General features: G+C 34.8%; 18 protein-coding genes and 1 tRNA gene. 15 read left to right on the top strand and 4 right to left on the bottom strand.

All coding sequences use genetic code 11. The features are described from left to right. Entirely contained in the window at window positions 1–2,646 is a 2,646-nt protein-coding gene (gene ppc, locus A9G42_RS06560; RefSeq protein WP_065652996.1) for a phosphoenolpyruvate carboxylase, read from the bottom strand. Between the two features lie 350 nt (window positions 2,647–2,996). On the opposite strand from ppc, the gene A9G42_RS06555 reads away from it, so the two are divergent. The 10 genes from A9G42_RS06555 (at window position 2,997) to A9G42_RS06510 (ending at window position 12,799) form a co-directional block, all read left to right on the top strand. Next, complete coding sequence (locus A9G42_RS06555; RefSeq protein ID WP_065652995.1) at window positions 2,997–3,488, top strand: NADH-quinone oxidoreductase subunit J; 492 nt, start codon at window positions 2,997–2,999, stop codon at window positions 3,486–3,488. Between the two features lies 1 nt (window position 3,489). Beyond that, the gene (gene nuoK / locus A9G42_RS06550) at window positions 3,490–3,792 is read left to right on the top strand and encodes an NADH-quinone oxidoreductase subunit NuoK (protein WP_065652994.1); all 303 of its coding nucleotides are present in this window, start codon (window positions 3,490–3,492) and stop codon (window positions 3,790–3,792) included. Then, the gene (locus A9G42_RS06545) at window positions 3,789–5,636 is read left to right on the top strand and encodes an NADH-quinone oxidoreductase subunit 5 family protein (protein ID WP_082211989.1); all 1,848 of its coding nucleotides are present in this window, start codon (window positions 3,789–3,791) and stop codon (window positions 5,634–5,636) included. The genes nuoK and A9G42_RS06545 overlap by 4 nt, the downstream gene beginning before the upstream one ends. Before the next feature lie 17 nt (window positions 5,637–5,653). Further along, a complete protein-coding gene (locus A9G42_RS06540; protein WP_065652992.1) occupies window positions 5,654–7,198 on the top strand; it encodes a complex I subunit 4 family protein in 1,545 nt (514 codons plus the stop codon). A 6-nt stretch (window positions 7,199–7,204) separates the two neighbouring features. Beyond that, on the top strand, window positions 7,205–8,911 hold the full coding sequence (locus A9G42_RS06535) for an NADH-quinone oxidoreductase subunit N (protein ID WP_065652991.1): 1,707 nt from the start codon (window positions 7,205–7,207) through the stop codon (window positions 8,909–8,911). A gap of 185 nt (window positions 8,912–9,096) precedes the next feature. Beyond that, window positions 9,097–9,426, top strand: a complete 330-nt coding sequence (gene yajC, locus A9G42_RS06530; protein ID WP_065566193.1) for a preprotein translocase subunit YajC — start codon at window positions 9,097–9,099, stop codon at window positions 9,424–9,426. Between the two features lie 59 nt (window positions 9,427–9,485). Continuing rightward, on the top strand, window positions 9,486–11,342 hold the full coding sequence (gene secD / locus A9G42_RS06525) for a protein translocase subunit SecD (protein ID WP_082211986.1): 1,857 nt from the start codon (window positions 9,486–9,488) through the stop codon (window positions 11,340–11,342). Between the two features lie 15 nt (window positions 11,343–11,357). Beyond that, the gene (secF, locus tag A9G42_RS06520) at window positions 11,358–12,350 is read left to right on the top strand and encodes a protein translocase subunit SecF (RefSeq protein ID WP_065566199.1); all 993 of its coding nucleotides are present in this window, start codon (window positions 11,358–11,360) and stop codon (window positions 12,348–12,350) included. A gap of 125 nt (window positions 12,351–12,475) precedes the next feature. Then, window positions 12,476–12,551, top strand: a tRNA-Ala gene (locus A9G42_RS06515). A 95-nt stretch (window positions 12,552–12,646) separates the two neighbouring features. Next, window positions 12,647–12,799: a hypothetical protein gene (locus tag A9G42_RS06510; protein ID WP_218837779.1), complete on the top strand. Its 153-nt coding sequence runs from the start codon at window positions 12,647–12,649 to the stop codon at window positions 12,797–12,799. A 17-nt stretch (window positions 12,800–12,816) separates the two neighbouring features. On the opposite strand, the gene A9G42_RS06505 is transcribed toward A9G42_RS06510, so the two are convergent. After that, the gene (locus A9G42_RS06505) at window positions 12,817–15,534 is read right to left on the bottom strand and encodes a CRISPR-associated helicase/endonuclease Cas3 (RefSeq protein ID WP_065652988.1); all 2,718 of its coding nucleotides are present in this window, start codon (window positions 15,532–15,534) and stop codon (window positions 12,817–12,819) included. 282 nt (window positions 15,535–15,816) lie between these two features. Between A9G42_RS06505 and A9G42_RS06500 the strand changes: the two genes are divergently transcribed. Genes A9G42_RS06500 through A9G42_RS06480 form a run of 5 tightly spaced genes read left to right on the top strand, consistent with a single transcriptional unit; the run spans window position 15,817 to window position 22,498 of the window. Further along, on the top strand, window positions 15,817–17,769 hold the full coding sequence (locus tag A9G42_RS06500) for an extracellular solute-binding protein (protein WP_082211984.1): 1,953 nt from the start codon (window positions 15,817–15,819) through the stop codon (window positions 17,767–17,769). A gap of 1 nt (window position 17,770) precedes the next feature. Continuing rightward, the gene (locus A9G42_RS06495) at window positions 17,771–18,859 is read left to right on the top strand and encodes a microcin C ABC transporter permease YejB (RefSeq protein ID WP_065652987.1); all 1,089 of its coding nucleotides are present in this window, start codon (window positions 17,771–17,773) and stop codon (window positions 18,857–18,859) included. After that, window positions 18,859–19,890: an ABC transporter permease gene (locus A9G42_RS06490; RefSeq protein WP_065652986.1), complete on the top strand. Its 1,032-nt coding sequence runs from the start codon at window positions 18,859–18,861 to the stop codon at window positions 19,888–19,890. Before A9G42_RS06495 ends, A9G42_RS06490 begins: the two co-directional genes overlap by 1 nt. Then, window positions 19,887–21,611 carry a microcin C ABC transporter ATP-binding protein YejF gene (yejF, locus tag A9G42_RS06485; RefSeq protein ID WP_065652985.1) on the top strand — a complete coding sequence of 575 codons (1,725 nt, stop codon included), beginning with the start codon at window positions 19,887–19,889 and terminating at the stop codon, window positions 21,609–21,611. Before A9G42_RS06490 ends, yejF begins: the two co-directional genes overlap by 4 nt. Before the next feature lie 32 nt (window positions 21,612–21,643). Then, the gene (locus tag A9G42_RS06480) at window positions 21,644–22,498 is read left to right on the top strand and encodes a hypothetical protein (protein WP_065652984.1); all 855 of its coding nucleotides are present in this window, start codon (window positions 21,644–21,646) and stop codon (window positions 22,496–22,498) included. A 70-nt stretch (window positions 22,499–22,568) separates the two neighbouring features. On the opposite strand, the gene frdD is transcribed toward A9G42_RS06480, so the two are convergent. Together frdD and A9G42_RS06470 are read right to left on the bottom strand one after the other, a co-directional pair. After that, window positions 22,569–22,925 carry a fumarate reductase subunit FrdD gene (gene frdD / locus A9G42_RS06475; protein ID WP_065652983.1) on the bottom strand — a complete coding sequence of 119 codons (357 nt, stop codon included), beginning with the start codon at window positions 22,923–22,925 and terminating at the stop codon, window positions 22,569–22,571. A 14-nt stretch (window positions 22,926–22,939) separates the two neighbouring features. Beyond that, window positions 22,940–23,350 (bottom strand): hypothetical protein, encoded by a 411-nt coding sequence (locus A9G42_RS06470; protein WP_065588383.1) that lies wholly within the window; start codon window positions 23,348–23,350, stop codon window positions 22,940–22,942. Window positions 23,351–23,869: the final 519 nt, after the last annotated feature.

Here is a 23,869-nt window from a genome sequence, read left to right as displayed (position 1 = left end):
TTACCCAGAATTTCGCATACCTGCGGCAATGCCAGAAATGGTGATCATGAGTCCTTGTTCTACTATAATATTGTCATCGCCGCAGTGTTTCCGTGAACGGCTTAATAACTCTACTTGTAATAAGTTTAATGGCTCAATATAGGTATTACGCAAGGCTACAGATTGTGCTATCCAAGGTAAATCAGCCATTAAACTAACATCATCGGTGATCGTTAGCACAGTATTGATATCTTGGGTTAACAAATGCCTTAATTCTTCGCCTAATGGCCATAAAGCAGGATCGACCAAACGTTTCTCATAATATTCGTGGATATCAGGCGCCGATTTGGCGTAAACCATTTCAAGCATGCCTAATCGAGCATTAAAAAAAGGCCACTTGTGATACATTTCTTTAAGAAGCTCTTTTTTTCCCTCCTCAATGACAGATCTCAGTGCGTTACCGGCTCCAAGCCAAGATGGTAGCATTAATCGGTTTTGTGTCCAGGCAAAAATCCATGGAATAGCACGTAAGCTTTCAATCCCCCCTCCCGTTCGACGTTTTTGTGGTCTGGAGCCTAGTGGTAATCTGCCTAATTCAACCTCTGGCGTTACCGCTCTAAAATAATCAACAAAATCAGCTCGTTCGCGTACATAACTGCGATAGCAATTGCAGGAAAGTTCCGACATTTCATCCATAATATGGCGCCATGCTTGTTTTGGTGATGGTGGTGGCAATAAATTGGCTTGTAAAATCGCTGAGGTATAAAGCATTAGGCTACTGAGAGCAACTTCTGGTAAACCAAGTTTAAAACGAATCATTTCACCTTGTTCGGTAACTCTAAGCCCACTTTTTAACGATCCGGGTGGTTGAGAAAGTAGAGCTGCATGAGCAGGCGCACCACCGCGACCAATTGAGCCACCTCGACCATGGAATAATACTAAATTAATATTATATTTTTTAAATAAGCTAACTAGCTCTTCTTGCGATCGATACTGTGCCCAAGATGCGGCAAGTGTACCTGCATCTTTAGCCGAGTCAGAATAACCTATCATCACCATTTGCTTACCTTGGATTTTGTCACGATACCAAGGTATATCCAGCAGCTTTTGCATGACCGATTTAGCGTTATTTAAGTCTTCTAATGTTTCAAATAATGGCGCAACAGGGATATACTTTTGGCAATCAACGATTTTCAATAATAGGTGAACGGCTAAAATATCTGAAGGCGCCTTAGCCATTGATATTACGTAAGAAGCAATTGATTCTTCGCCGGCTTTTTTGATAACTCGACAAGTATCTAATACTTCTTGAACCGTTTCATCTGGTTGCCAGTTATAAGGTAGTAATGGTCGGTTAGATTGCAACTCAGTTAATAAAAATACTTGTTTTTCTTCCTCTGACCATTTTGCATAGCTACCTAAATTCAGTTCTTGGGTCAACGCATCAAGTGCCTGAATATGTACGGAACTATCTTGGCGAATATCTAATCTAACCAATTGTAAACCAAAACTTTTTATCCGCCGTAAAGTATCAAGTAATGGACCATGGGCAATTGTTGACATGCCATTATCAATTAATGATTCATAACAGGTATAAAGTGGTGCCCATAACTGTTCGTTTTTAATTAAAATATCTCTTGGTGGTAGTACTTGTTCACTATTCAGTAAAGCTTCAATATAATTGTGAGTTTTTATTAAACGAGTGCGTAACTGTTTCATTACAGCTCGATAGGGCTCGGAAACGGTTTTGTTCTTTTCATCTAATAGATCGATAACAGATTGGTTACATTCTGTCATTGAAAGTTCACGGACAAGTATTTGAATATCAGATAAAAATAATTCAATTGACTTTAATCTAGCTTGTAACATTACTTTTTCTGTCACTTTTGCTGTCACATTTGGATTTCCGTCACGATCACCGCCCATCCATGAAGTAAATTTTATGGGAACATGTTCAACGGAGAGTTGTTCATCAAAAGTATCAACCAACTGGTCATTAAGTTCTCGTAGGAATAAAGGCACGCCTTGCCATAAGCTATCTTCAATGACAGAAAATCCCCATTTAGCTTCATCAATTGGGCTTGGGCGTTTTTTTCGGATTTCATCGGTATACCAAGCTTGGCAAACTAACTGTTTCAAGCGCCGCATAATCCGTTCTATCTCATAATCAGCTAAATCATCATGATCAAGTTGAGATAAACAGTTATTAATTGCGGTATAGGTGTTTATCATGGTTCTACGATTGATTTCAGTTGGATGAGCGGTTAATACTAATTCAATTGATAAATCATTAATTGCTTTGGTAATGGTTTCATTTGAAAAATTAAGTTTTTTTAGAGTACTAAATAATTCAGTCATTTTTTTAGGGCTACTAGAAGCTTCCCCATGCGGTGAAATACCATAATACTCAGCAGCAGTGTTAACTAAGTTCAAAAATTGGTTAAATGCGCGTGCAACATGCAATAGATCATCATCATTCAGATTTTCAATTAATTTGAGTAGCTCATTATGTGCTTGAACGTTTCCTTGTTGAGCTGATTTTGATAATTGTCTTATTTTTTCGACTAAATCGAATGTTTCATTGCCTGTGGCGCGTTTAATCGCATTGCCTAGTAAAGTACCCAGCATATTGACATTACTTCGCATTGAGGAGTATTGGTTATTCATGATTTTCTCGTTTTTGATTTTATTATGCCTAAGATCCTTTAAAATGCATGAAAAAAATGGCAGTTTAATGACATCGGTATAATTGTTGGTTAACTTGTTTAAGATATATACTTTATAACAATGTTGCTTTGAATTTAAATAATAAAATTTTATGGTTTTTATTATTTTTAATTGTTTTAATTATATTTACTTCAAAATATTAATAAGTAAAAATATTTCTTTCATTTTGAAATGTCCGTCTAAATAGTATTTAGCTGGTTTATTTTTCAGTGAACACAGTGTTGCAAACTGTATATTAATATCATTTGGGTATATACTAACAGTATTATGAATATATATTGGATAATTTGATGATCGCTGTTTTTTATATCGCGTCGATTATTGCTGTTATTGCTAGTATAAAAGTGATTAGTAGCTTGCGAGTTGATAAGGCAATTTTGTACCTTATTATTTCACTGTTTGCTTCAGCGTCGATATTTATTCTACTTAATACCTATTTTTCTGCTGTTATATATATATTATTGTTTATTGGTGGAACAACGGCTCTTTTTTGTGTTGTCGCTTCAATTTTGACAATTCGTGTTGATAATATAGAAACAAAAAAACAAGGCATTAGCCCAAAAATTTGGTTAGGGCCATTAATTTTAGCCTTTATTTTGTTAGTCGTGCTTATTTATGGTGTAGTAACGGCCAACTATTCGGAGCTGAAAGAGTCTCATGAATTAATGCATGAAATGTCTGTATATGCATACATTTTAATGGCTGAATTAGCTATATTTTTATTATTAGGTGCAGCTGTGATTGCTTATCATTTTATGCATCGGCTGTTGTCGGAGAAATAATATGATCCCACTTATGCATTGTCTTATCTTTGCTTCTATTTTATTTGTGATCGGCTTATTAGGGGTAATGATTCGACGCAATCTCTATTTTTTGTTGCTTAGCCTGATGATTATGAATAATGGTGCAATCGTTGCGTTGTTTTCGGCAAGTAGTTATTGGCAACAATCTGATGGGCTAGTACTTGCAATACTCGCGGTAATAACAGCCTTAGCAGAGATTTGTGTTGGGCTAGCATTAATGATGAAACTATTCTACCGCCGAAAAACCTTAAATATTGACTCACTGAGTGAGATGAAAGGATGAATCTACTTTATTTAACTATCATTGTTCCCTTGCTTTCTTTTCTTGGATTAATTTGCCTAGGGAGGCATATACGCTCAATTAATGTAATAATTATAGGTATCAGCACTATGCTCATCATTGCATTAATTACGGTATTTTCATGTATTGATTTTTATTCAAATACAGTGCCCGACATGACGCTAATCTATACTAGGTTATTGTGGAATTGGATTTCTGTTGGTGATTTCGTTATACCTTTATCTTTGACACTAGATGGTTTATCGCTAACTTTTTTAGTGCTAATCTCATTTTTTGGTTTCTTGATCTATTTTTTTGCAGCTTGTTATTTGACGTTAAGAAAGGATATTTATACTTTTTATGCTTACAGTAACTTATTAATTGCTAGCATGTTAACTATTATATTAGTTGATAATTTATTTGTTATGCTAATTGGTTGGGAAGGTGTGAGCATAAGTACTTACTTACTTATTGGTATTTACTATCAACAAGCGCGTAATGGTTATGCTGCAGTGAAAGCATTTATCGTTATGCATTTAACGGATATATTTTTAATCATTGGTATATTTTTACTTTATCAGACTTTAAACACATTAAATATTCATGATGTTTTGGTGCAAGCACATGATAATTTAGCGGTTGATTCAGACATTATATTCTGGATAACTTTAATGTTATTTCTTGGAGCAATGAGTAAATCTGCACTGTTTCCCATGCATTCATGGTTTACCGAAACAACATTAGCACCAATGCCCGCGGTAGCTTTGTTACAATCATCAACAGTTATTTTAGCTGGGGTATATTTAGTTTTAAGATTAAGTAATTTGTTTATGATGTCGAGCGATGTCTTAGCTATTATATCGATGATTTCATCATTAACGATATTATTTGCTAGTACTATTGCATTAGTGCAGTATGATATTAAACGAATTATCACGTATATCAATTTAGCGCAAATTAGTTACCTTTTTTATGCTTTTTCAACACAAAGTTGGAATTTGTCTCTGAATTGCTTAATTAATTACTCCGTAACAAGCACATTGTTAATTTTAGCCTCATCTATTGTAATTAGAAAATGCCAAGGCGAGCGAGATATAAGCAAATTAGGCGGTTTAATTAAATCTTTGCCAGCACTGTATATTGTATTTTTGTTAATTATGCTTTCACTCAGTGCTATTCCTTGGATTTCGGCATCATTTTATATCAAAGGAGATATCATTTGGGGAGTAATGGCACAGGGTAGATTAATATCTGGAACAATTGGTCTGATAGGTATTTTATTTTCTAGCTTAGGCATTTGGCGTTTAATTTCAATGGTATTTTATCATAAACAAAAATGGTATGATTTTACAAAAATTAAATGGATAAGCTATAGCCCGATTTTTATCTTATTGATATTTACTACCGCTTTATTTATTTATTTTCCATTACCGATTCATGGCATTATTCCATTAGGCAAGTTAGATACTAATGGGCAATTGCCTTTTCAACTACTATTAGCCGCAGTGACAGGCTTGAGCTTTCTTATTGCCTACATTTTATATGTGCGCCCTAATAGCGAAGTGCGAGAAGTACTTAGTACACCAATGATTAAATTATTTTTACGTTTGTGTAATAGTGATTGGCGTTATGATTATTTGTTAAATTGCTTATTTGTTAAACCTTATATCTATCTAGCTAAATTGTTAAAAAAAGATCCTATTGCTTTATGGGATAATTGGATAATGTTGGGCATAAAAAAAATAAACGCATTTATCGTTGATCTAGAAAATGGGCAAATTAGATGGTATATGGTTTCGATGGTTATAGGCAGTATTATTATATTAATGTTACTGATTTTCATTTAATAAAGGTGTAATCATTCATGTTGTTATGGCTTGTTTTTTTACCTGTAATAGGCGGATTTGTTGGTTGGTTATGCCATGCATGTTTACAAAGAGGGGTTGTTTCCATCAACGTACAAAAACGTTGGTCAAAATTACCCATAATTGTAGCATTTACCACAATTTGTATTACATTATCGATAGCGATCGTATTATGGATAGATGCCGCTGAAACACTAAAGCAAGGCGCAAACTGGGGAAAGGAAATTAATCTAGAGTGGATCCCATTACTAGGCATCCGTTTTCACCTTGTTTTAGATGGCTTATCAATGGTTGTTATTACCTCAACATTATTTATTGTATTATTGACTATTGTTTATTCTAGTAAAGAAAATTTAAACAATCTTGGTTTATTTTACCTGTGCCTATTATTTATGACATCAACCATTATGATGTTGTTTGTCGCCACTGACTTATTTTTAATGTTCTTTCTGTGGGAAGCTGTGGCAATACCGGTCTATTTTTTGATCTCCTTATGGGGGCGCCGAGATTCGAGCTCGCAATTGCGCTTTAATGGGGCAAGCAAATTTTTGATTTATACCCAATTAAGTAGTTTGCTCATGCTAATTTCAATCGTTTCATTGGCACTAATCAACTGGAACTTAACAGGTCATTGGACATTTGATTCTCAGGAGCTAATAAAAACACCAATATCAAGCCATACTGAATTTTTACTGATGTTAGGCTTTTTAGCTGCTTTGATAGTACGCATTCCTTTTGTTCCCTTTCATGGTTGGCTTGTTGAAGCCCATATTGAATCTTCAACAACTGGCTCAATGATGATTAGTGGATTATTACTCAATACAGCAGCATTTGGTTTATTACGTTTTGTTATACCGCTATTTCCTAATGCCTCAATCATGATTATGCCATTGATGTTAGCTTGTGCACTGGTTACTGTTGTTTATGTAGCATTACTTGCATTTAATCAAACGGATATTAAAAAACTTGTTGCTTATATTCATATTGCTTTAATGGGATTTGTTACTGCAATAATTTATAGCGGTTCTATTATTGCTTATCAAGGTGTAGTTATCCAGATGATAGCCATCAATTTAGCAATCGTTGGTATGTTTATAATCAGTGGGTTATTGGTTGAATGTTATTCCACTCGGAATATAAACCAGTTCACTGGGTTAAAAGGACGAGTGCCTTATCTATCTTCGTTAACTTTATATTTTATATTGGCTGTGTTAGGTATTCCAGGTACAGCTAATTTTGTTGGTAATTATATGATGTTACTTGGTAGTTATAACACATTTTCTTTTTATACCATTTTGCTAGTAATTGGCTTATTATTATTGTCTATTTCATTTATCGTGCGTATGCAGCCAATATTCTATGGTGCCGCAGATAAAGAGGCTTCCACAAAACATCTACTTAGTAAAAAAGATATTTTGTTATTATCAAGCATCTTAATTGTCCTTATTTTTATTGGTTTGTATCCACAACTGATTTTAGATATGTCTTACTCTATCATGAATCAAACACAACAATACATAACCACAGAGCGAGTGGGAGAGTAATAATCTATGATAGCTTTATCGCCTATTTTTGTACTAAGCATTGCCATCATTGTTGTGTTATTTTCATTATTTGTTTTTAAAATAAGCACTAAAGGATGTACTATTTTAACCATTTGTGGATTAACATGTGCGTTAGCTTGTTCCGCGGTGGTTGGCTATAAAATTTCATTTAATGCACAAGCTATTGCGGATATCAGTAGTGATAATATGCAATTATCGGTATCAGTTTCAGACGCCAATAAAGAACTAACTCCATCAACTGAAAAAACGATAGCAATTGATACTGTGTCTACTGATGATGTGGACAAACAAAATGAAAATATTGATGATAACGTCAACAACAGTAAGATTGATAAGACAAATATTGATGCTAATTCAAACACTGATAATAGTTCAATAGATGAGTGGAAAGCGCACCATATCACTGCACTTTTTACTTGTGATGGTTATGGGTTGCTTTATACCAGTTTGATTTTAATGATATCTATTGCTGTAGCCTGTTTTGCTTATCGTTGGTTCAGGCAAGAAAAGATTCATCACGGACTATTTTATTTAATCCTACTTTTCATGACATTAGGTGGAGCAACACTCTTATACGCAAGCCATCTCATTGCATTTTTTATTGGGATTGAACTGCTATCTATTCCATTTGTAGGGTTAATTGGCTATCAATATACACAGACTCATTCATTAGAAGCAGCAGTTAAATACATGATTTTATCTGCTATTGCCAGTGTATTTTTATTGATAGGGATTGCATTTTATTATGCAACTACTGGTGAGCTAACATTCAGTGGACTAAGTTATCAACTCTCAACGATGACTTACCCAAGTACATTATTACTGATGGGTGTTTGTTTGATGTTAGTTGGTATTGGTTTTAAATTATCTCTCGTTCCATTCCAACTTTGGCTACCCGATGTTTATCAAGGCGCACCAACGGTTGTTGCTTTATTATTATCAACAGTTGGAAAAGTAGCTGTTTTTTGTGCCATTGCTAGGCTGTTTTTATTGGCACCGATTGTGAACAATGAAACAATCCGTATTATTTTAGTTATTATGGCTTTTTGTTCTATTTTATGGGGCAATCTATTGGCATTGATGCAAAGTAGCTTAAAGCGAGTACTTGCTTACTCCTCAATTGCACATTTTGGCTATTTATTTACAGCGTTAATTGCTGTGCAATATCAAGTGCTTGCATTAGAAACTATTGGCGTTTATCTCATTGGCTATATTTTAGCTAATATCTGTATTTTAGGCACAATCAGCTTAGATTCCCATTCAGATGAATTACAAGATCATGAAAATGAGATCGATCTTTCAGGTCTATTTTGGCGAAGACCAATTCTTGCGCTAGCTATGGGGATTGGTTTTTTATCTTTAGCTGGTACACCATTAACCGCAGGTTTTGTCGGTCGATTTTTACTGGTGCTATTAGGTGTTACAGCAGAATTATGGTGGTTAGTTGCCGCTGTAGTGATTGGTAGTGCATTAGGACTTTATTTTTATGCTCGCTTAATTATCAATCTTTATATAAAACCAATTAACTGTGATGGAAAACTGTTAGGTGGAGCCTCAATTAAGTTAAAATGGACTAATATTAGAATAAGCGAGTTAATCATCGTGCTATGTGCCTTATTGACGATGCTTTGCGGAATTTACCCTAAATGGTTATTTAACTTAGTTAGCATAGCTCAATATTTAACCACATAATGAGCCTATATCAGCTTCCTTTAATTCAATAGTGGAGTCATCTTAACTAAAATAAATAAAACCAGCATTTTATCCTAAAGCATATGTTTTCCTAAGGCTTTTTGACAAGAAATAGTTAATAACAGATTTATTTATTATGTTATAATTCTGACCTTTAAAAATTTATTTTAACCAAGAGGACCAGTATGGACTTTTTAATCTCTAATGCTTATGCCGCAGATGGTAGCCAACCCGGTGGCGATTTTTTCATGCCAATTATGTTAGTTGTGTTTGGTTTATTTTTCTATTTTATGATCATGCGCCCACAACAAAAACGCGCAAAGGCACATCGCGATCTTATGGCTTCTATCTCCAAAGGTGATGAAGTATTAACCAATGGCGGACTTATTGGTCGTGTATCAAAAGTCAACGAAAATGGCTACATAGCGCTAGAATTAAATGATACTACTGAAGTTGTGATCAAGCGTGACTTTATCACATCAGTTTTACCAAAAGGGACAATGAAATCGCTATAATAGGGATCATCTATTATTGTTCATTGTATTGATTATCTAATTCTACAAGAGAATATGTCGTGTTAAACCGCTATCCTTTGTGGAAGTACATTATGTTGGTCGTTGTAATTTGCCTCGGCCTTCTTTATGCACTTCCAAATATTTATGGTGAAGATCCTGCTATACAGATTTCAGGCTCAAATACTGCTGAAATTAATGTTGCTACGCAAGGTAAAATCAGAAAACTTTTAGCTGATAATCACATCGAGACTAAATCATTAATTTATGAAAATAAATCAATTTTAATTCGCGTTGGTGATAATGATACACAGCTTAAAGCAAAAGAGCTCATATCAGAAGCATTAGGTGAAGAATATATCGTTGCATTGAACTTAGCACCCGCAACACCAACGTGGCTGACAGCATTAGGTGCTGAACCTATGAAACTCGGTCTTGATTTACGTGGTGGCGTTCACTTTTTAATGGAAGTCGATATGACAACCGCATTAAGTAAACTCACTGAACAATCTATTGAAAACATAAAAACTGAATTTACAAATAGCAAATTAAATTATAAAAAAATCAGCAAAAATAGTAATCAACAAATTGTATTACAATTTGATAATACGGATGATCGCAATAAAGGTATTACTAAAATTAATGGATTGCGAGATTACAAAGTAGCTTCTCAAACAGACAGCAGTATCGTTGTCGATATCAGTGAACAACGTTTACAACAAACTAAAAATGATGCTGTGCAACAAAATACTACTATTTTACGTAATCGTGTTAATCAACTAGGCGTAGCCGAACCTATTGTTCAACGCCAAGGTGCTGATCGTATTGTAGTTGAATTACCAGGTATTCAAGACACCGCGTTAGCTAAGCGCATTTTAGGGGCAACAGCGACACTTGAGTTTAGGCAAGTTAACGAAGAAAGCACACCAAATTTACCGGCCATTATCAATGGTGATATGCGTGTTCCTTATGGTTCAGAAATTCAGTATATGGAAAATGGACGTCCTGTATTACTTTATAAACGTATTGTATTAACAGGAAATCATATTACTGATTCTTCATATCGTGTTAATCCATATGGGTTGCCTGAAGTTGCTATTACGCTTGATGGCGCAGGCGGTAAAAAAATGTTTGATTTTACCCAAAAAAATCTTCATAAATCGATGGCAACCTTATTTGTTGAATACAAAGATACAGGAAAACGCGATGAAAACGACAAGCCGATTCTTGAAAAACAAGAACGAGTTATTAACGTCGCGACTATTCAAGGTATTTTTAGTGATCGTTTCCAAGTAACGGGTATAGGTAGTATTGATGAAGCTAAAAATTTATCACTATTATTACGTGCAGGGGCATTAATTGCACCGATCCAAATTATTGAGGAACGAACTGTTGGGCCATCCATGGGGCAAGAAAATATCACCCAAGGCTTAGAATCTTGTGTATGGGGTTTGGCGGTTTCAGTTATTTTTATGTTAGTAATGTATCGCCTATTTGGTGTGTTTGCTAGCCTTGCATTAGTTGCAAACTTAATTTTAATTGTTGGTGCAATGTCTTTACTTCCTGGGGCAACGCTAAGTATGCCGGGTATTGCTGGTATTGTATTGACCGTAGGTATGGCTGTTGATGCTAATGTACTGATTAACGAAAGAATAAAAGAAGAGCTGAGTAATGGTAGAAGTGTGCAACATGCAATTAATGAAGGATATGCAGGAGCTTGGAGCAGTATTTTTGATGCCAATCTTACTACTTTAATTACTGCGGTTATTCTTTATGCAGTTGGTACTGGTTCAATTAAAGGCTTTGCTATTACGTTAGGTATCGGTATCGTTACATCAATGTTTACATCGATTGTTGGTACTCGCGCATTAGCCAATCTTATTTATGGCGGTCGTCGCGTTAATAAGTTATCAATTTAGAGGTTTATTGTGATTATTAATAAAAAAGAAAATCATGATGTTAGAGAATTAAATCATGGTCGCAGAGTCCTCGACTTTTTAAAATTTGGCTTCGTTGCTTTTGTTATTTCTATGCTCTTAGTTGTAGCGTCTTTTGTCGTTATTTTTGTTAAAGGATTCAATCTAGGACAAGACTTCACTGGCGGAACAACAGTCGAGCTTACCGTAACAAAAAATGTTAATCTTGATGATATTCGTAATAGTTTACGCGATGCAGGCTATCATGAGCCGATAGTGCAATATTACGGTAGTAGTAAAGATATCATCATTCGGTTACCTTCGGCTAAGCAAGAAGACAATACCTCATCGGCTATTGATAATGCGCTAGGTACAAAGATTTCCAATTTAATACATAAAGATATTGATGCAGATGCTCAAATCAAACGTATTGAATTTGTAGGTCCAACTGTTGGCGCTGAACTTGCTCAAGATGGTATTTTGGCAATCTGTGCTGCATTAGTTTGTATTTTAATCTATATTGCATTCCGTTTTGAGTGGCGATTTGGTACTGGAGCGGTTGTTGCTTTAGCACATGATGTCGTCATTACTGCAGGTTATCTATCACTATTTGAACGAGAATTAGATTTAACGATTATTGCTGCAATGTTATCCATTATTGGTTATTCGCTCAACGATACTATTGTTGTCTTTGATAGAATTCGTGAAAATTTTAGAAAGATACGCCGTGCAGAACCTTATGATGTAATTAATATCTCATTAACGCAAACGTTGCATCGTACTTTAATGACATCAGGGACAACGCTTGTGGTGGTGATTATTCTATATATCTTTGGCGGTTCAATGTTAAAAGGATTTTCTGAAACATTAGGGGTGGGTATTGTGCTTGGAACCATCTCATCAATTTATGTGGCGGCTTATATGTCACTTAAATTAGGCGTAAAAAGAGAACACTTTATGCCACCAAAAATTGAAGCAGAAGGAGCTGATCAACCTTCAATATTACGCTAATTGTTTAAACTCTGCCATTAATTGGCAGAGTTTCATTAGACTATTTTTAAAACAAATGATACCAAATTGATTGACACCTACCATTTAGTTGCATATTATTAGCCATAGTTTTATCCCTTTCTTTTGGGGCCATAGCTCAGCTGGGAGAGCGCAACGCTGGCAGCGTTGAGGTCAGGGGTTCGATCCCCCTTGGCTCCACCAATTTAATAAATGGTAACATTCTTTAAAGCATACCAAACCTAGCAATTTTAGAACTAAAATTTGTTGGTGATAAAATTATTGAAAGATTGCAACAAATGGAATTAGATTCTTTTGAAAAACTACGTAATACCACATTGGATGAAATATTAAACAAAGGCACTTTGTTAACTGGATCATCATGTTGGAAAAATAGCCACCAAGCAAAAACTACCATCCAAAATATTTTAGCTTTGGTTAATCAAATATGATTAATCTACCGCATTAATTAATTGAGATAAAAGCCTAATTCTTTAGTGTAAAAACAAGATACTTTTTCCTTTTCAATTAAAACAATTATTGCATTAGGCCTATGTATCTTTTGCCTTAATTTTTCTAGATGGTGCTGTTCTAGTTGTGGAATTGCACTTTTTATTCTATTCCATTTTGATACACTAATTGTAAGATGGCTTTGTTCCCAAGCATATTCACTACTACTACAGTAAGGAACGATTTTATCATCTTGCTGATAAGCTAAATAAAGATCAATATTATCTCTTGATAAACGGGTAGATACTTCAATTTCATGATCCCATTCAGCATTGAATTGCGCTCGGCTATAACAATTTTTAAAATTCAATATCATACTTTTAGCTTGTGAACTTTGCCCAAGTTGTTGTCCTAATTCTTTATAAAAAACCGCTTGTAAACCTTTTGGTGGTTCAAGATCGCTATGATAAACTGATTCAATGAGTAATCTGGCATCTTCGGGCATTTTTATGGCGCCTTTTTGACGTAAGATTCGTTGCGTGAACCATAAATAAGCATGATTAGCGTAAACATACTTAGTATTGCCAAATTCTGGGTAATCTAGCCAATCTTCGGTTGGATTGTCATTCCAAGTTGGCGCAAATATCGTTAATATTGGTTTATCTCGATCATCGCAAGGTTGATTTTGGTTTGTGGATAGTTTGATATTTCCTTGTTTATCTCGTACATGTCGTTGTAAACGACCTGCACGTTGTATCAATAAATCAATTGGGGCAATATCACTAATCATTTCGTCAAAATCGAGATCTAATGATTGCTCAATGACTTGAGTTGCAATGATGATCTTTCCTGAGCGAATTGCATGATTTGAGGTTTTTCCTGCCCATGCTAACGTTTTTTGTTCGATATCCAAGCGATCACAATATGCAAAGCGACTATGAAATAGCAAGATTTGTTTACTATCAATATTCAACTCTTGCTGTAGTTGTTGATATAAACTAATTGCGTCAGCCACACTGTTTTTTATCCAGCAAATAATTTTCCCTTGCTGGATAGCAATCTTAATTTTTTCTATACCAGAATCAATACTATCAATCCAGTTAATATCAACTTGCCGCTTTACTTCATCTCTTGTCTCTATTGCTTGTTCGACTAAGCCTTGTTGATTGAGTTTTGTCAATAAAGGAAAAGGTAAATCTGAATTTAGCGTTAAAGGCGATTGATTTGAATTTAATCCTTTATAAAAAGCATTAAGTAATTTTTCACGTAGAAAAAAGGGTAAAGTTGCGGTAAGTATAATCGCACTCCCGCCTTGTGAAGCATGATACTGTAACAGTGATTCTAATAATTTCGCCATATAACTATCATAAGCATGAACTTCATCTAAAATCAGTAATTTATGTCGTAGTCCTAATAGCCGCAACGATTGATGTTTAAACGGCATAACTGCCATTAAAGCTTGATCTAGCGTTCCAACTCCAACTTCAGCAAGCAATGATTTTTTTCGTGTGTCAACAAACCACTCATTACACTCGTTACTCGCGGAATTTTCATTTGTGAGGTATTTGGGTTGACTAAGATTATCCAAATTAATGACTGTTTGGGTAAAATTGGGATTCATATAACTTGCACCATGAGCTAGAACAAGCGATGGATGGCTGTTAGATCGATATAATTGCCCATATACCTGTGCTGTGCGTTGATATATTGCATTTGCGGTAGCTTGAGTTGGTAAGCCAATATAAATCCCTTGTGCTTTCCCTGCTGCCATTAATCGATGTGCCAAAATCATTGAAGCTTCTGTTTTACCCGCTCCAGTAACATCTTCCATAATAAATAACTCTGGGTCATTATCTGATAGTTGGCAAGATAATGCTTGTTGTTGTAAGGGGGTTGGTTTTTCAATAAATGGAAATAAATTTTGGATACCATTGAAAGGCATAATAGGGGATTGTTGAGGTAAAGCCGCTACGGCTTTTTCAGCCCTAACTAGAGCGTAGTTTAACCAATATTCTGACAATTCCATCACATTTGAAGAAAAAGGAAAAAATTGTTGGTTGGAACCTAACCAATCACTAATAACGGTTATTGCCGCTAATAGCCAACTTAGTTTGTTAAGATTTTTACGGAATGTTTTGTCAAAAAAGCGGGTGTGGTAACTGGCTAAATTATTATCCACAATAAACAGTTGATTAATTGCTTTAATATAATCTAATGAAGCTTGTTTATCTTGTGCGTTAAATGATAAGTTACCATTGGCATCCAATATAGGCGGTTTACCATGGTGGCCTGTCATGATTAATAACCAGATATTATATACTTGTTTTATATTATAATTGTATGATTCTAGCTGTATTTCTGGTTTTTCAATTAAATAGTTCTGCCATAACCAGTGACCAAGCGAATCATGTCGGGTAGTGTAACTTTTTGCTGGATCGGCGGCGACGAGCTTGGGATTATTATGCTTGAATAATTGCTGGAACCCATTAGCAAATTTACCAATATCATGCCAAGCTAAAAAATAGGCAAACCAAAGGGCTGCGTTTTCCATCTCATCTGATGAGAAGCCAAGTTGCTCAAATAATTCAGCAGAATAAAAATAATTCTTTTTAACAATATGGTATCCACAAGCAGCGACATCTAAATTGTGATAAGCCAGTAGGTGATAATCATCGCTATCATCGCTATTGTCCCTTTGTCGACATTTTCCCCAATATTGATAAAACGATTCAGTCATTGATTTTATCCCTTCATTACGTTTGTCTTTTTTTATGATGTTTATTCTTTAATAATTGATTTAATATAACTTGTTTTATGTAAAAATAAAGGTATCTTTTTACCTAACATTATCATTTTATATCAACTTTATTAATTAGGTTTTGCTCATTTAGTTGAAGTTTGGCAAAATAGACAGCCTAAGTTGAGGGGGAGTGTTATCACCTTAAATGGTTTAGATATGTTAAAAATAAAAAAGTAGCATAAATACGCTATTGTTAAATAAATTACTAATGGAATTGGGATGATTATTCGAATTAAACAACCTATAAAAACATTATTCATCTTGAGTTGCCTAACTAGTCTAGTTATTTGTTCTGCGCCTGCTTTTGCCGATGAAGAACAACGAGAGCCTCAAACTGAGTTAAACAAGGATGTTAATGTCCCAGTTCAATTATCTGGGGATAAACCAATTGATATTGTTGGTCCTAGCCAAATAACTGAAAAAATTTATCATAAAACGATTTTTTCACTTTCAGGTCAACCTAAATATTCAGCTAATTTTCAACATCTTGATTATGTCAATCCAAATGCACCCAAAGGTGGTGCGATTAAGCTAGCTGAAGTTGGCTCTTTTGATAATTTTAATCGTTTTGCTAGCCGAGGAGCTCCTGAGCGGAGTTCGGGATCGTTATATGACACACTTTTTACCAATACTGCCGATGATATTACCAGTTTTTATCCACTTATTGCTACTTCAATAACTTATTCTGATAGTTATCGCTGGGCTGAAGTTTCAATTAACCCAAATGCTCGTTTTCAAGATGATCAGCCAATTACTGCACAGGATGTTGCGTTTACTTTTCACAAATTTATGACCGAAGGTGTGCCTCAATATCGTGTTTATAATAAAGGCATTACCGTTAAAGTGATAGATAATTATCGTTTGCGTGTTGATATCCCTAATTCTGATCGTGAAAAATTATTTTCATTTGTCGGTGGTATGCGAGTTATGCCAAAACATTTTTGGCAGAATCATGATCTTGCTGAACCTTTAAACACCCCACCAATTGGTAGTGGTCCTTACTATATTAGCGAATATAAATTAGGGCAATATGTTGTTTATCGACGTAATCCCAATTATTGGGCACGTAATTTGCCGATTAATAAAGGGTTAGATAATTTTGACGAAAAACGAATTGACTATTATATGGATGATAATATCTCGTTAGAGGCCTTTAAAGCAGGTGAATATGATTTACGAGCTGAAGATCAACCTAAAAACTGGTTTACTCAATATCAAGGAAAATATTTTGATGCTAACCACATTGTTAAACAAGAAAAACCCGTTCAAACGGCAACTGATACTAAGTGGTTAGCGTTTAATTTGCAAAAAGATCTGTTTCACGATGTTAAAGTGCGTGAAGCAATCACACTGGCATTTGATTTTGAATGGTTAAATCATGCATTTTATTATGACAGTTACAAAAGGCCTTATAGTTTTTTTGAAAACACAATCTATGCAGCAATCGGCAAGCCTAGCGAACAAGAGCTAAAATGGTTAAATGCTTATAAAGATATTATTCCAAAGCGTGCTTTTGGTAATGCTTATTATGTACCTAAAAGTGATGGATTGGGTTTTAATCGTGATAATTTATTAATAGCTGCTGAATTACTAAAACAAGCTGGATGGGTAATTAAAAAAGGTAAACTGATTAACACTAAAACACAGCAACCTTTTGAATTTGAACTGATTAGTTATCTTGGTAGTGATATTAAGTATGCAATTCCCTTCCAACAAAATTTAGCGCGCTTAGGGATCACCATGAAAATTACCTTATTAGATTCAGCACAACAATTACGCCGTGTTCGTGAGCGTGATTATGATATGGTTGCTCGTGATTATTATGCCGTCAATTACCCAAACTCTAATTTGCAGATACTTTGGGGGAGCGAGTATCTTAATTCATCGTGGAACGCATCGGGTTTGCATAACAAGGCGATTGATGGCATTATTGCTGAAATTACCAAAAATGTAGATAATCAAGAAGCATTAATCCCTCTAGGGCGAGCTCTTGACCGAATTCTAACGCAAGAGTACCCCATGATTCCAATGTGGTATAACAGCAAAACGTATTATGCATACTGGAACAAATTTGGGCAACCAGCCATACAACCGACTTATGCAATAGGTGTTGATAGCTGGTGGTATGATGCTAACAAAGCAGCTAGCCTGCCTAAAAATCGGAAACATTAATATGCTCAATTATCTTATTCGTCGACTTCTATTGATTATTCCAACATTATTTGTGATTTTAACTATCAATTTTTTTATTGTGCAAGTAGCCCCTGGTGGGCCTGTCGATCAGGCGCTTGCTATGATTGAAAATGGATCGCAAGCAGGACAAGGACTATTGCCCGGAAGCATTAGTTCATCGACATCAATTGAACAGTATAAGAATGAATCTAGCTATCGAGGATCACGCGGGCTCGATCCACAAATTGTCGCAATGATTGAAAAACAGTATGGTTTTGATAAACCAATATTTGAACGTTATATTGAAACGCTCAAAAAGTATATTTTATTCGATTTTGGCAATAGTTTTTTTAAAAGTGAATCGGTATTAGGGTTAATTGTTAAAAGCTTACCTGTTTCGATTTCGTTGGGGCTGTGGAGCACACTAATTGTTTACCTAATTTCAATCCCTTTAGGCATTCGTAAAGCGGTGAAAGAGGGTTCTATATTTGACTTTTGGACAAGCACACTAATTATTATTGGTTATGCTATACCTCCTTTCTTATTAGCTGTATTGCTAATCGTGGTGTTTGCTGGTGGTAGTTATTGGGATATTTTCCCTCTACGAGGGCTTATTTCAAATCATTTTGAACAACTTGATTTTTGGGGCAAAGTGAAAGACTACGCATGGCATATTTGCTTGCCCACCATTGCAATGGTCATTGGTGGTTTTGCTTCGCTCACCATGCTGACTAAAAACTCATTTTTAGATGAAATTCGTAAACAATATGTCATTACTGCACGAGCTAAAGGTTTAAGTGAACGAAAAATTATATATAAACATGTTTTTCGTAATGCAACGTTACTGATTGTATCGGGCTTTCCTGCTGCTTTTGTTGGTATTCTATTTACTGGGTCGTTACTCATTGAAATTATCTTTTCGCTCAATGGACTTGGTTTATTGGGTTATGAAGCTATTATTCAACGTGACTATCCTGTCATTTTTGGTTCTTTGTATATTTTTACATTAATAGGGCTCATCACTCAACTCTTATCGGATTTATCTTATATGATGATTGATCCACGCATTGACTTTGAGGCACACAAATAATGACCAAAAACTATTCTATTAATCAGCAACGTTGGCAACGGTTTAAACATAATCGCCGTGGTTATTATTCACTCTGGTTATTTTCAATTTTGCTTGTGGTTAGTTTATTTGCTGATTTTATTACTAACGATAGACCTATTTTTATTAAATATCAGGATAATTACTATTCACCGATTTTTCATTTTTATCCAGAAACACAGTTTGGTGGTCAATTAGAAACACAAGCCAATTATCTTGATCCTGTTGTACAAAAGAAAATAGAAGCTAATGGTTGGATTTTATGGGCACCATTTCGCTATAGCTATAGTACATTAATTTATGATACGGCAAATACCTTTCCAACGCCGCCCTCATCATCACATTGGTTAGGCACTACTGATGCGGGTTTTGATGTGTTTGCCAATATCTTGTATGGTTTTCGTCTCTCAATGTTTTTTGCCATTTTTTTGACAGTATTTACTTCTGTCATTGGTGTTATTATTGGTGCGATTCAAGGTTATTATGGTGGTATCGTTGATCTGATAGGTCAGCGATTTATTGAAATTTGGTGTGGTTTACCTGGATTATTTGTGATTATTCTATTAGCTAGTATTTTACCGCTTAATTTTTGGTGGTTGCTTGGTATTACCGTTTTATTTGGTTGGATGGGATTGGCGGGAATTGTACGTACTGAATTTTTGCGTACCCGCAATTTTGATTATATTCGTGCAGCTAAAGCTATGGGGGTTAGTGACATTAAAATTATGTTCCGTCACATATTACCTAATGCGATGGTGGCAACATTAACCTTTTTACCATTTATTCTTTGTGGATCAATTACCACCTTAACGTCGCTAGATTTTTTGGGTTTTGGTTTGCCTATTGATTCGCCGTCTCTTGGTCGTTTATTGCTACAAGGTAAAAATAATTTGCAAGCACCTTGGCTTGGGATTAGTTCATTTTTAATCATTGCAACTTTGCTTTCGCTGCTTATTTTTATTGGTGAGGCAGTCAGGGATGCATTTGATCCAAACAAAGGAGTGTATCGATGAGTTCTCCTTTATTATCCGTTCAGGATTTAAGTATCGCTTTTAAACGTAACATTCAAGCTGAATCCCAAGTAGTAAGCAATGTTAGTTTTGATATCCATGAACAAGAAACATTAGCCTTAGTTGGTGAATCTGGTTCGGGAAAAAGTGTAACCGCGTTGTCTATTTTACGTTTACTGTGTAAAGATCAAGTGACTTATCCCACAGGGGATATTTTGTTTGAAGAAAAATCGTTATTACATGCGACAGACAAAACACTGCAAAGTGTGCGTGGTAATCAAATTAGCATGATCTTCCAAGAACCGATGGTGTCACTTAATCCACTACACACGGTTGAAAAACAGCTTTATGAAGTGCTGTCATTACATCGAGGCATGCGCCGAAATGTCGCACGTAATGAAATTTTGCAATATCTTGATCGGGTGGGCATTAAAGATCCAAAAAGTAAATTATCCTCTTACCCTCATCAACTGTCGGGCGGAGAACGGCAACGAGTTATGATTGCCATGGCCATTTTAACTCATCCCAAATTGTTAATTGCCGATGAGCCAACTACGGCCCTAGATGTATCGGTACAAGCACAAATTATTCGCTTGCTTAAAGAGTTAAAAAATGAATTAAATATGAGTCTATTATTTATTTCACACAATCTTGGCATTGTCAAAAAACTGGCGGATAAAGTTGCTGTTATGCAGCAAGGGAAAATCGTTGAGTATAATAATAGGCAACGCATTTTTTTACGTCCTGAACATGAATATACTCGTACCTTATTAAATTCAGCACCGAGTGGCGATCCTGCGCCATTGCCTAATACGCCAGGAATACTGCTTAATGTTAACCATTTGGATGTTGAGGTAATCGCTAGAAAGGGATTTTTTCAAAAAACTAAAAAGAAAATTGTCAATAATGTTGGTTTTGCTGTACATCAAGGCGAGACGGTCGGTATTGTGGGTGAATCGGGCTCCGGTAAAAGCACAACGGCACTAGCTATTTTGCGGTTGATTAAATCACAAGGTAATATTGTATTTGATAGCCATCCGATACAAAATCTAACTGGCAAAAAATTATTGCCATTCCGAAGTCGTATCCAAGTGGTATTCCAAGATCCGTTTTCGTCACTTAATCCTCGTTTTAATATTGAACAGATTATTAGTGAAGGATTAATGACGCACAAAAAACAAAGTAAGAAACAACGTGAGCAGGCCGTTATTGATATTATGCAAGAAGTGGGTCTAGATCCCGATATGCGTTATCGCTATCCAACAGAGTTTTCTGGTGGGCAGCGCCAACGAATAGCTATTGCTAGAGCTTTAATTTTAAAGCCAGAATTGTTAATTTTAGATGAGCCAACTTCATCTTTAGATCATACAATTCAAAAACAAATTATTAATTTACTGAAATCATTGCAAGAAAAACATCAGCTCAGTTACCTGTTTATTAGCCATGACTTAGCGCTGGTTTACTCAATGTGTCATCAAGTTGTTGTTATGAAAGAGGGTAGAATTATAGAGCAAGGCTCACGAGAAAAGATTTTCTATTCTCCTGAAGAAGAATACACCAAAGAGTTACTTTCTTTTTTAGATAAACCACCTCGTAGAGCGAGTAACACGTTGATAGATGAAAACAAAGAAGAAAAATTTACTCATCAAGATGACAGCCAATCAAGTAAAAAACAAGGTAAAAAAGTGAATTGGGATGATGCATTATTAATGGGCAAAAGGTAAAAGCATACAATAAATTATTCAGCAGGAACACGATGCAAAAACAAATACGATTTTTTTTATTAACACTCTGTTTATCACTCACATCAATAGACGCCATGGCGCTAACTTGTAGTGATAATCCTACTCAAAATACAGCGAATGCCAATAACTATATTTTTCAGATCCTTGATTATATTGATTCCCCTGTACAAGGCATTAAACACGAGGTGAGAACATTAACCACTAAATTAACTACTGAAACTAACAGTACGAACGCTAAACATGCATTAGAATATGATACTAACGGAGAAATAATAAAAAGCCATTATGATCTTTATTTAGATAAAAACGTTCGAATCTATTCTGAACACCTACAAAAAAATAAATCGGGTTGGGAAAATATTATTGAAGATGTCGAAGATAAAACCAATAGCATTATCCAATTTAATACTGATGAACAAGGTAAAATTATTGTATCACAACAGACTAAAAAAGCGGTTGATTTCATTTTTTTTGAAACCGATAACTATGTTTACGATAGTAATAATTGCCTTATCAATAAAAATGTCCAATGGCAACTCAAAGAAGTTGATGAGAATGGCAAATATACAGGGAAAGAGCAAAAAGGAGCTTCAACCTACACATTTGAATACCAAACACACCAATTAGCGAAAGTGCGCTATCAATTTAGTAATAATATGCAAAACGAGAGTGATTTTTTGTATCAGTATGATAACAACCTTCATCGTTTTACAACTATAGAAACATCTTATCTATCTGCTGGTAAAGAATTAGCACATTATGTCACTCAATTTTTAACATTTAATGAAAAAAACGATTGGCTTACAGCCAAAAAATCTAAAAATAACAAACAAACTAATATTATTCGCGAAATTACTTATTATTAGTTTCCAAAAATAAAAAAAGCGTTAATTGATTAATAACGCTTTTTATTTTGTCGCAATTTTCAAATGCTTGCTATATCCGAATAAATAAGACATAAATGGCATGAACTGTCCATGCCAATGCTAAACTAAAAGTAAGTAGTTTTTCGCGTTTTGGGTGAATATTATACTTATGCAAAATGGTTAAAATTTGTTGTAATCCACACCAGATAGGTAGTGAAATCATCAAAAATAAAAAGATCTTGCCAAATTCCGTATTGGCTATTTTAAGAATATAAGAACGTGTTGCTGCATCACCAAAAGGGATGATAAATATCATAATTATTAGCACAATGGGATAAAAAACAGCCGCCCATGTACCCCCTAGCGCAAATAGCCCTTTTACAACTTTTCCATTGGTGCTTCTAGCTTGGATTTCTTGATTTTTCATTGATTAAATACCACTTATCTTAAGATAAATAACAGCAAATAGGCTGACACAAAAATTGTTGCTATCCACAACCCTATAATAATTAAATAAGCTTGTGATTTTTTAGCAGTACGATATAAAAATATCGTTTTAGGAATGGAATTAAACCAACAGATTGAATGAAAAATAGCAACCAACAATGCAATGCTATTGAGCACAATAGCAAAAGGACTACGTAAAAAGAAGATAAAGCGATAAAATTCGTCTTGTCCCATGGCATTGGTGTACATACAAATAACACCAAACATTAAAACTAAACTGACCCAAATCATTGAAAAGGGAACTAATTTATTAAGGATTGACAGAATTGAAGACTGTTCTTTAGGTGAATCAAGGCGCTCAGATGGACTGTTGCTGTTATCTAGATCATTATTTTTTTTAATCATAACATTTCTCAATGTGTGTAACATTATTATGTAATTGATGTTTCGAGTGGTTAGTATTTTATGCAATATTATAAACACTAAGCCATTGAAGCAGTCAAATTAAAGTCATGCATGATATCGGTTTTTCATGTAATAGCCTAGGCAGAAAGTGCGTTGGTTTAATCGATATATTATTTTCATGGTCAATTTCCAACCAAGTTCAAACAAGTAAGTTTTTTAAAAAAGAAGCTAAGATCACATTTTTTTAGGTTAATTTTCGTTAGACTAATAACTCCCGCTTAACTCACTAGCGATAAAATAAAAATCCCCACGAATGTGGGGAACGGATCGCAATTATTGCTAACTGTTGGTTTATCCCTATTAATATAAGGAACGATTATTCAGATAGCTAATTGTAACATATAACTAAAGGTGTTTTATATTTATAATATGCCATACTTGAATGTGCATTATTGCTAACTGTCTTTGTAAAAATTATTGTTGTTGTAGAATTTGTGTGTTAATTTAATAGTAACTACA

It is taken from the genome of Gilliamella sp. Nev6-6, from assembly GCF_001690605.1.
GTDB lineage: Bacteria > Pseudomonadota > Gammaproteobacteria > Enterobacterales > Orbaceae > Gilliamella > Gilliamella apicola_C.
This window is presented reverse-complemented; position numbering and strand designations above follow the sequence as displayed.

What these genes read in the sequence shown, in the direction of transcription:
- ppc (WP_065652996.1), bottom strand. Translation starts at nt 2,646, where the DNA reads ATGAATAACCAATACTCCTCAATGCGAAGTAATGTCAATATGCTGGGT.
- A9G42_RS06555 (WP_065652995.1), top strand. Translation starts at nt 2,997, where the DNA reads ATGATCGCTGTTTTTTATATCGCGTCGATTATTGCTGTTATTGCTAGT.
- nuoK (WP_065652994.1), top strand. Translation starts at nt 3,490, where the DNA reads ATGATCCCACTTATGCATTGTCTTATCTTTGCTTCTATTTTATTTGTG.
- A9G42_RS06545 (WP_082211989.1), top strand. Translation starts at nt 3,789, where the DNA reads ATGAATCTACTTTATTTAACTATCATTGTTCCCTTGCTTTCTTTTCTT.
- A9G42_RS06540 (WP_065652992.1), top strand. Translation starts at nt 5,654, where the DNA reads ATGTTGTTATGGCTTGTTTTTTTACCTGTAATAGGCGGATTTGTTGGT.
- A9G42_RS06535 (WP_065652991.1), top strand. Translation starts at nt 7,205, where the DNA reads ATGATAGCTTTATCGCCTATTTTTGTACTAAGCATTGCCATCATTGTT.
- yajC (WP_065566193.1), top strand. Translation starts at nt 9,097, where the DNA reads ATGGACTTTTTAATCTCTAATGCTTATGCCGCAGATGGTAGCCAACCC.
- A9G42_RS06510 (WP_218837779.1), top strand. Translation starts at nt 12,647, where the DNA reads ATGGAATTAGATTCTTTTGAAAAACTACGTAATACCACATTGGATGAA.
- A9G42_RS06505 (WP_065652988.1), bottom strand. Translation starts at nt 15,534, where the DNA reads ATGACTGAATCGTTTTATCAATATTGGGGAAAATGTCGACAAAGGGAC.
- A9G42_RS06500 (WP_082211984.1), top strand. Translation starts at nt 15,817, where the DNA reads ATGATTATTCGAATTAAACAACCTATAAAAACATTATTCATCTTGAGT.
- A9G42_RS06495 (WP_065652987.1), top strand. Translation starts at nt 17,771, where the DNA reads ATGCTCAATTATCTTATTCGTCGACTTCTATTGATTATTCCAACATTA.
- A9G42_RS06490 (WP_065652986.1), top strand. Translation starts at nt 18,859, where the DNA reads ATGACCAAAAACTATTCTATTAATCAGCAACGTTGGCAACGGTTTAAA.
- yejF (WP_065652985.1), top strand. Translation starts at nt 19,887, where the DNA reads ATGAGTTCTCCTTTATTATCCGTTCAGGATTTAAGTATCGCTTTTAAA.
- A9G42_RS06480 (WP_065652984.1), top strand. Translation starts at nt 21,644, where the DNA reads ATGCAAAAACAAATACGATTTTTTTTATTAACACTCTGTTTATCACTC.
- frdD (WP_065652983.1), bottom strand. Translation starts at nt 22,925, where the DNA reads ATGAAAAATCAAGAAATCCAAGCTAGAAGCACCAATGGAAAAGTTGTA.
- A9G42_RS06470 (WP_065588383.1), bottom strand. Translation starts at nt 23,350, where the DNA reads ATGATTAAAAAAAATAATGATCTAGATAACAGCAACAGTCCATCTGAG.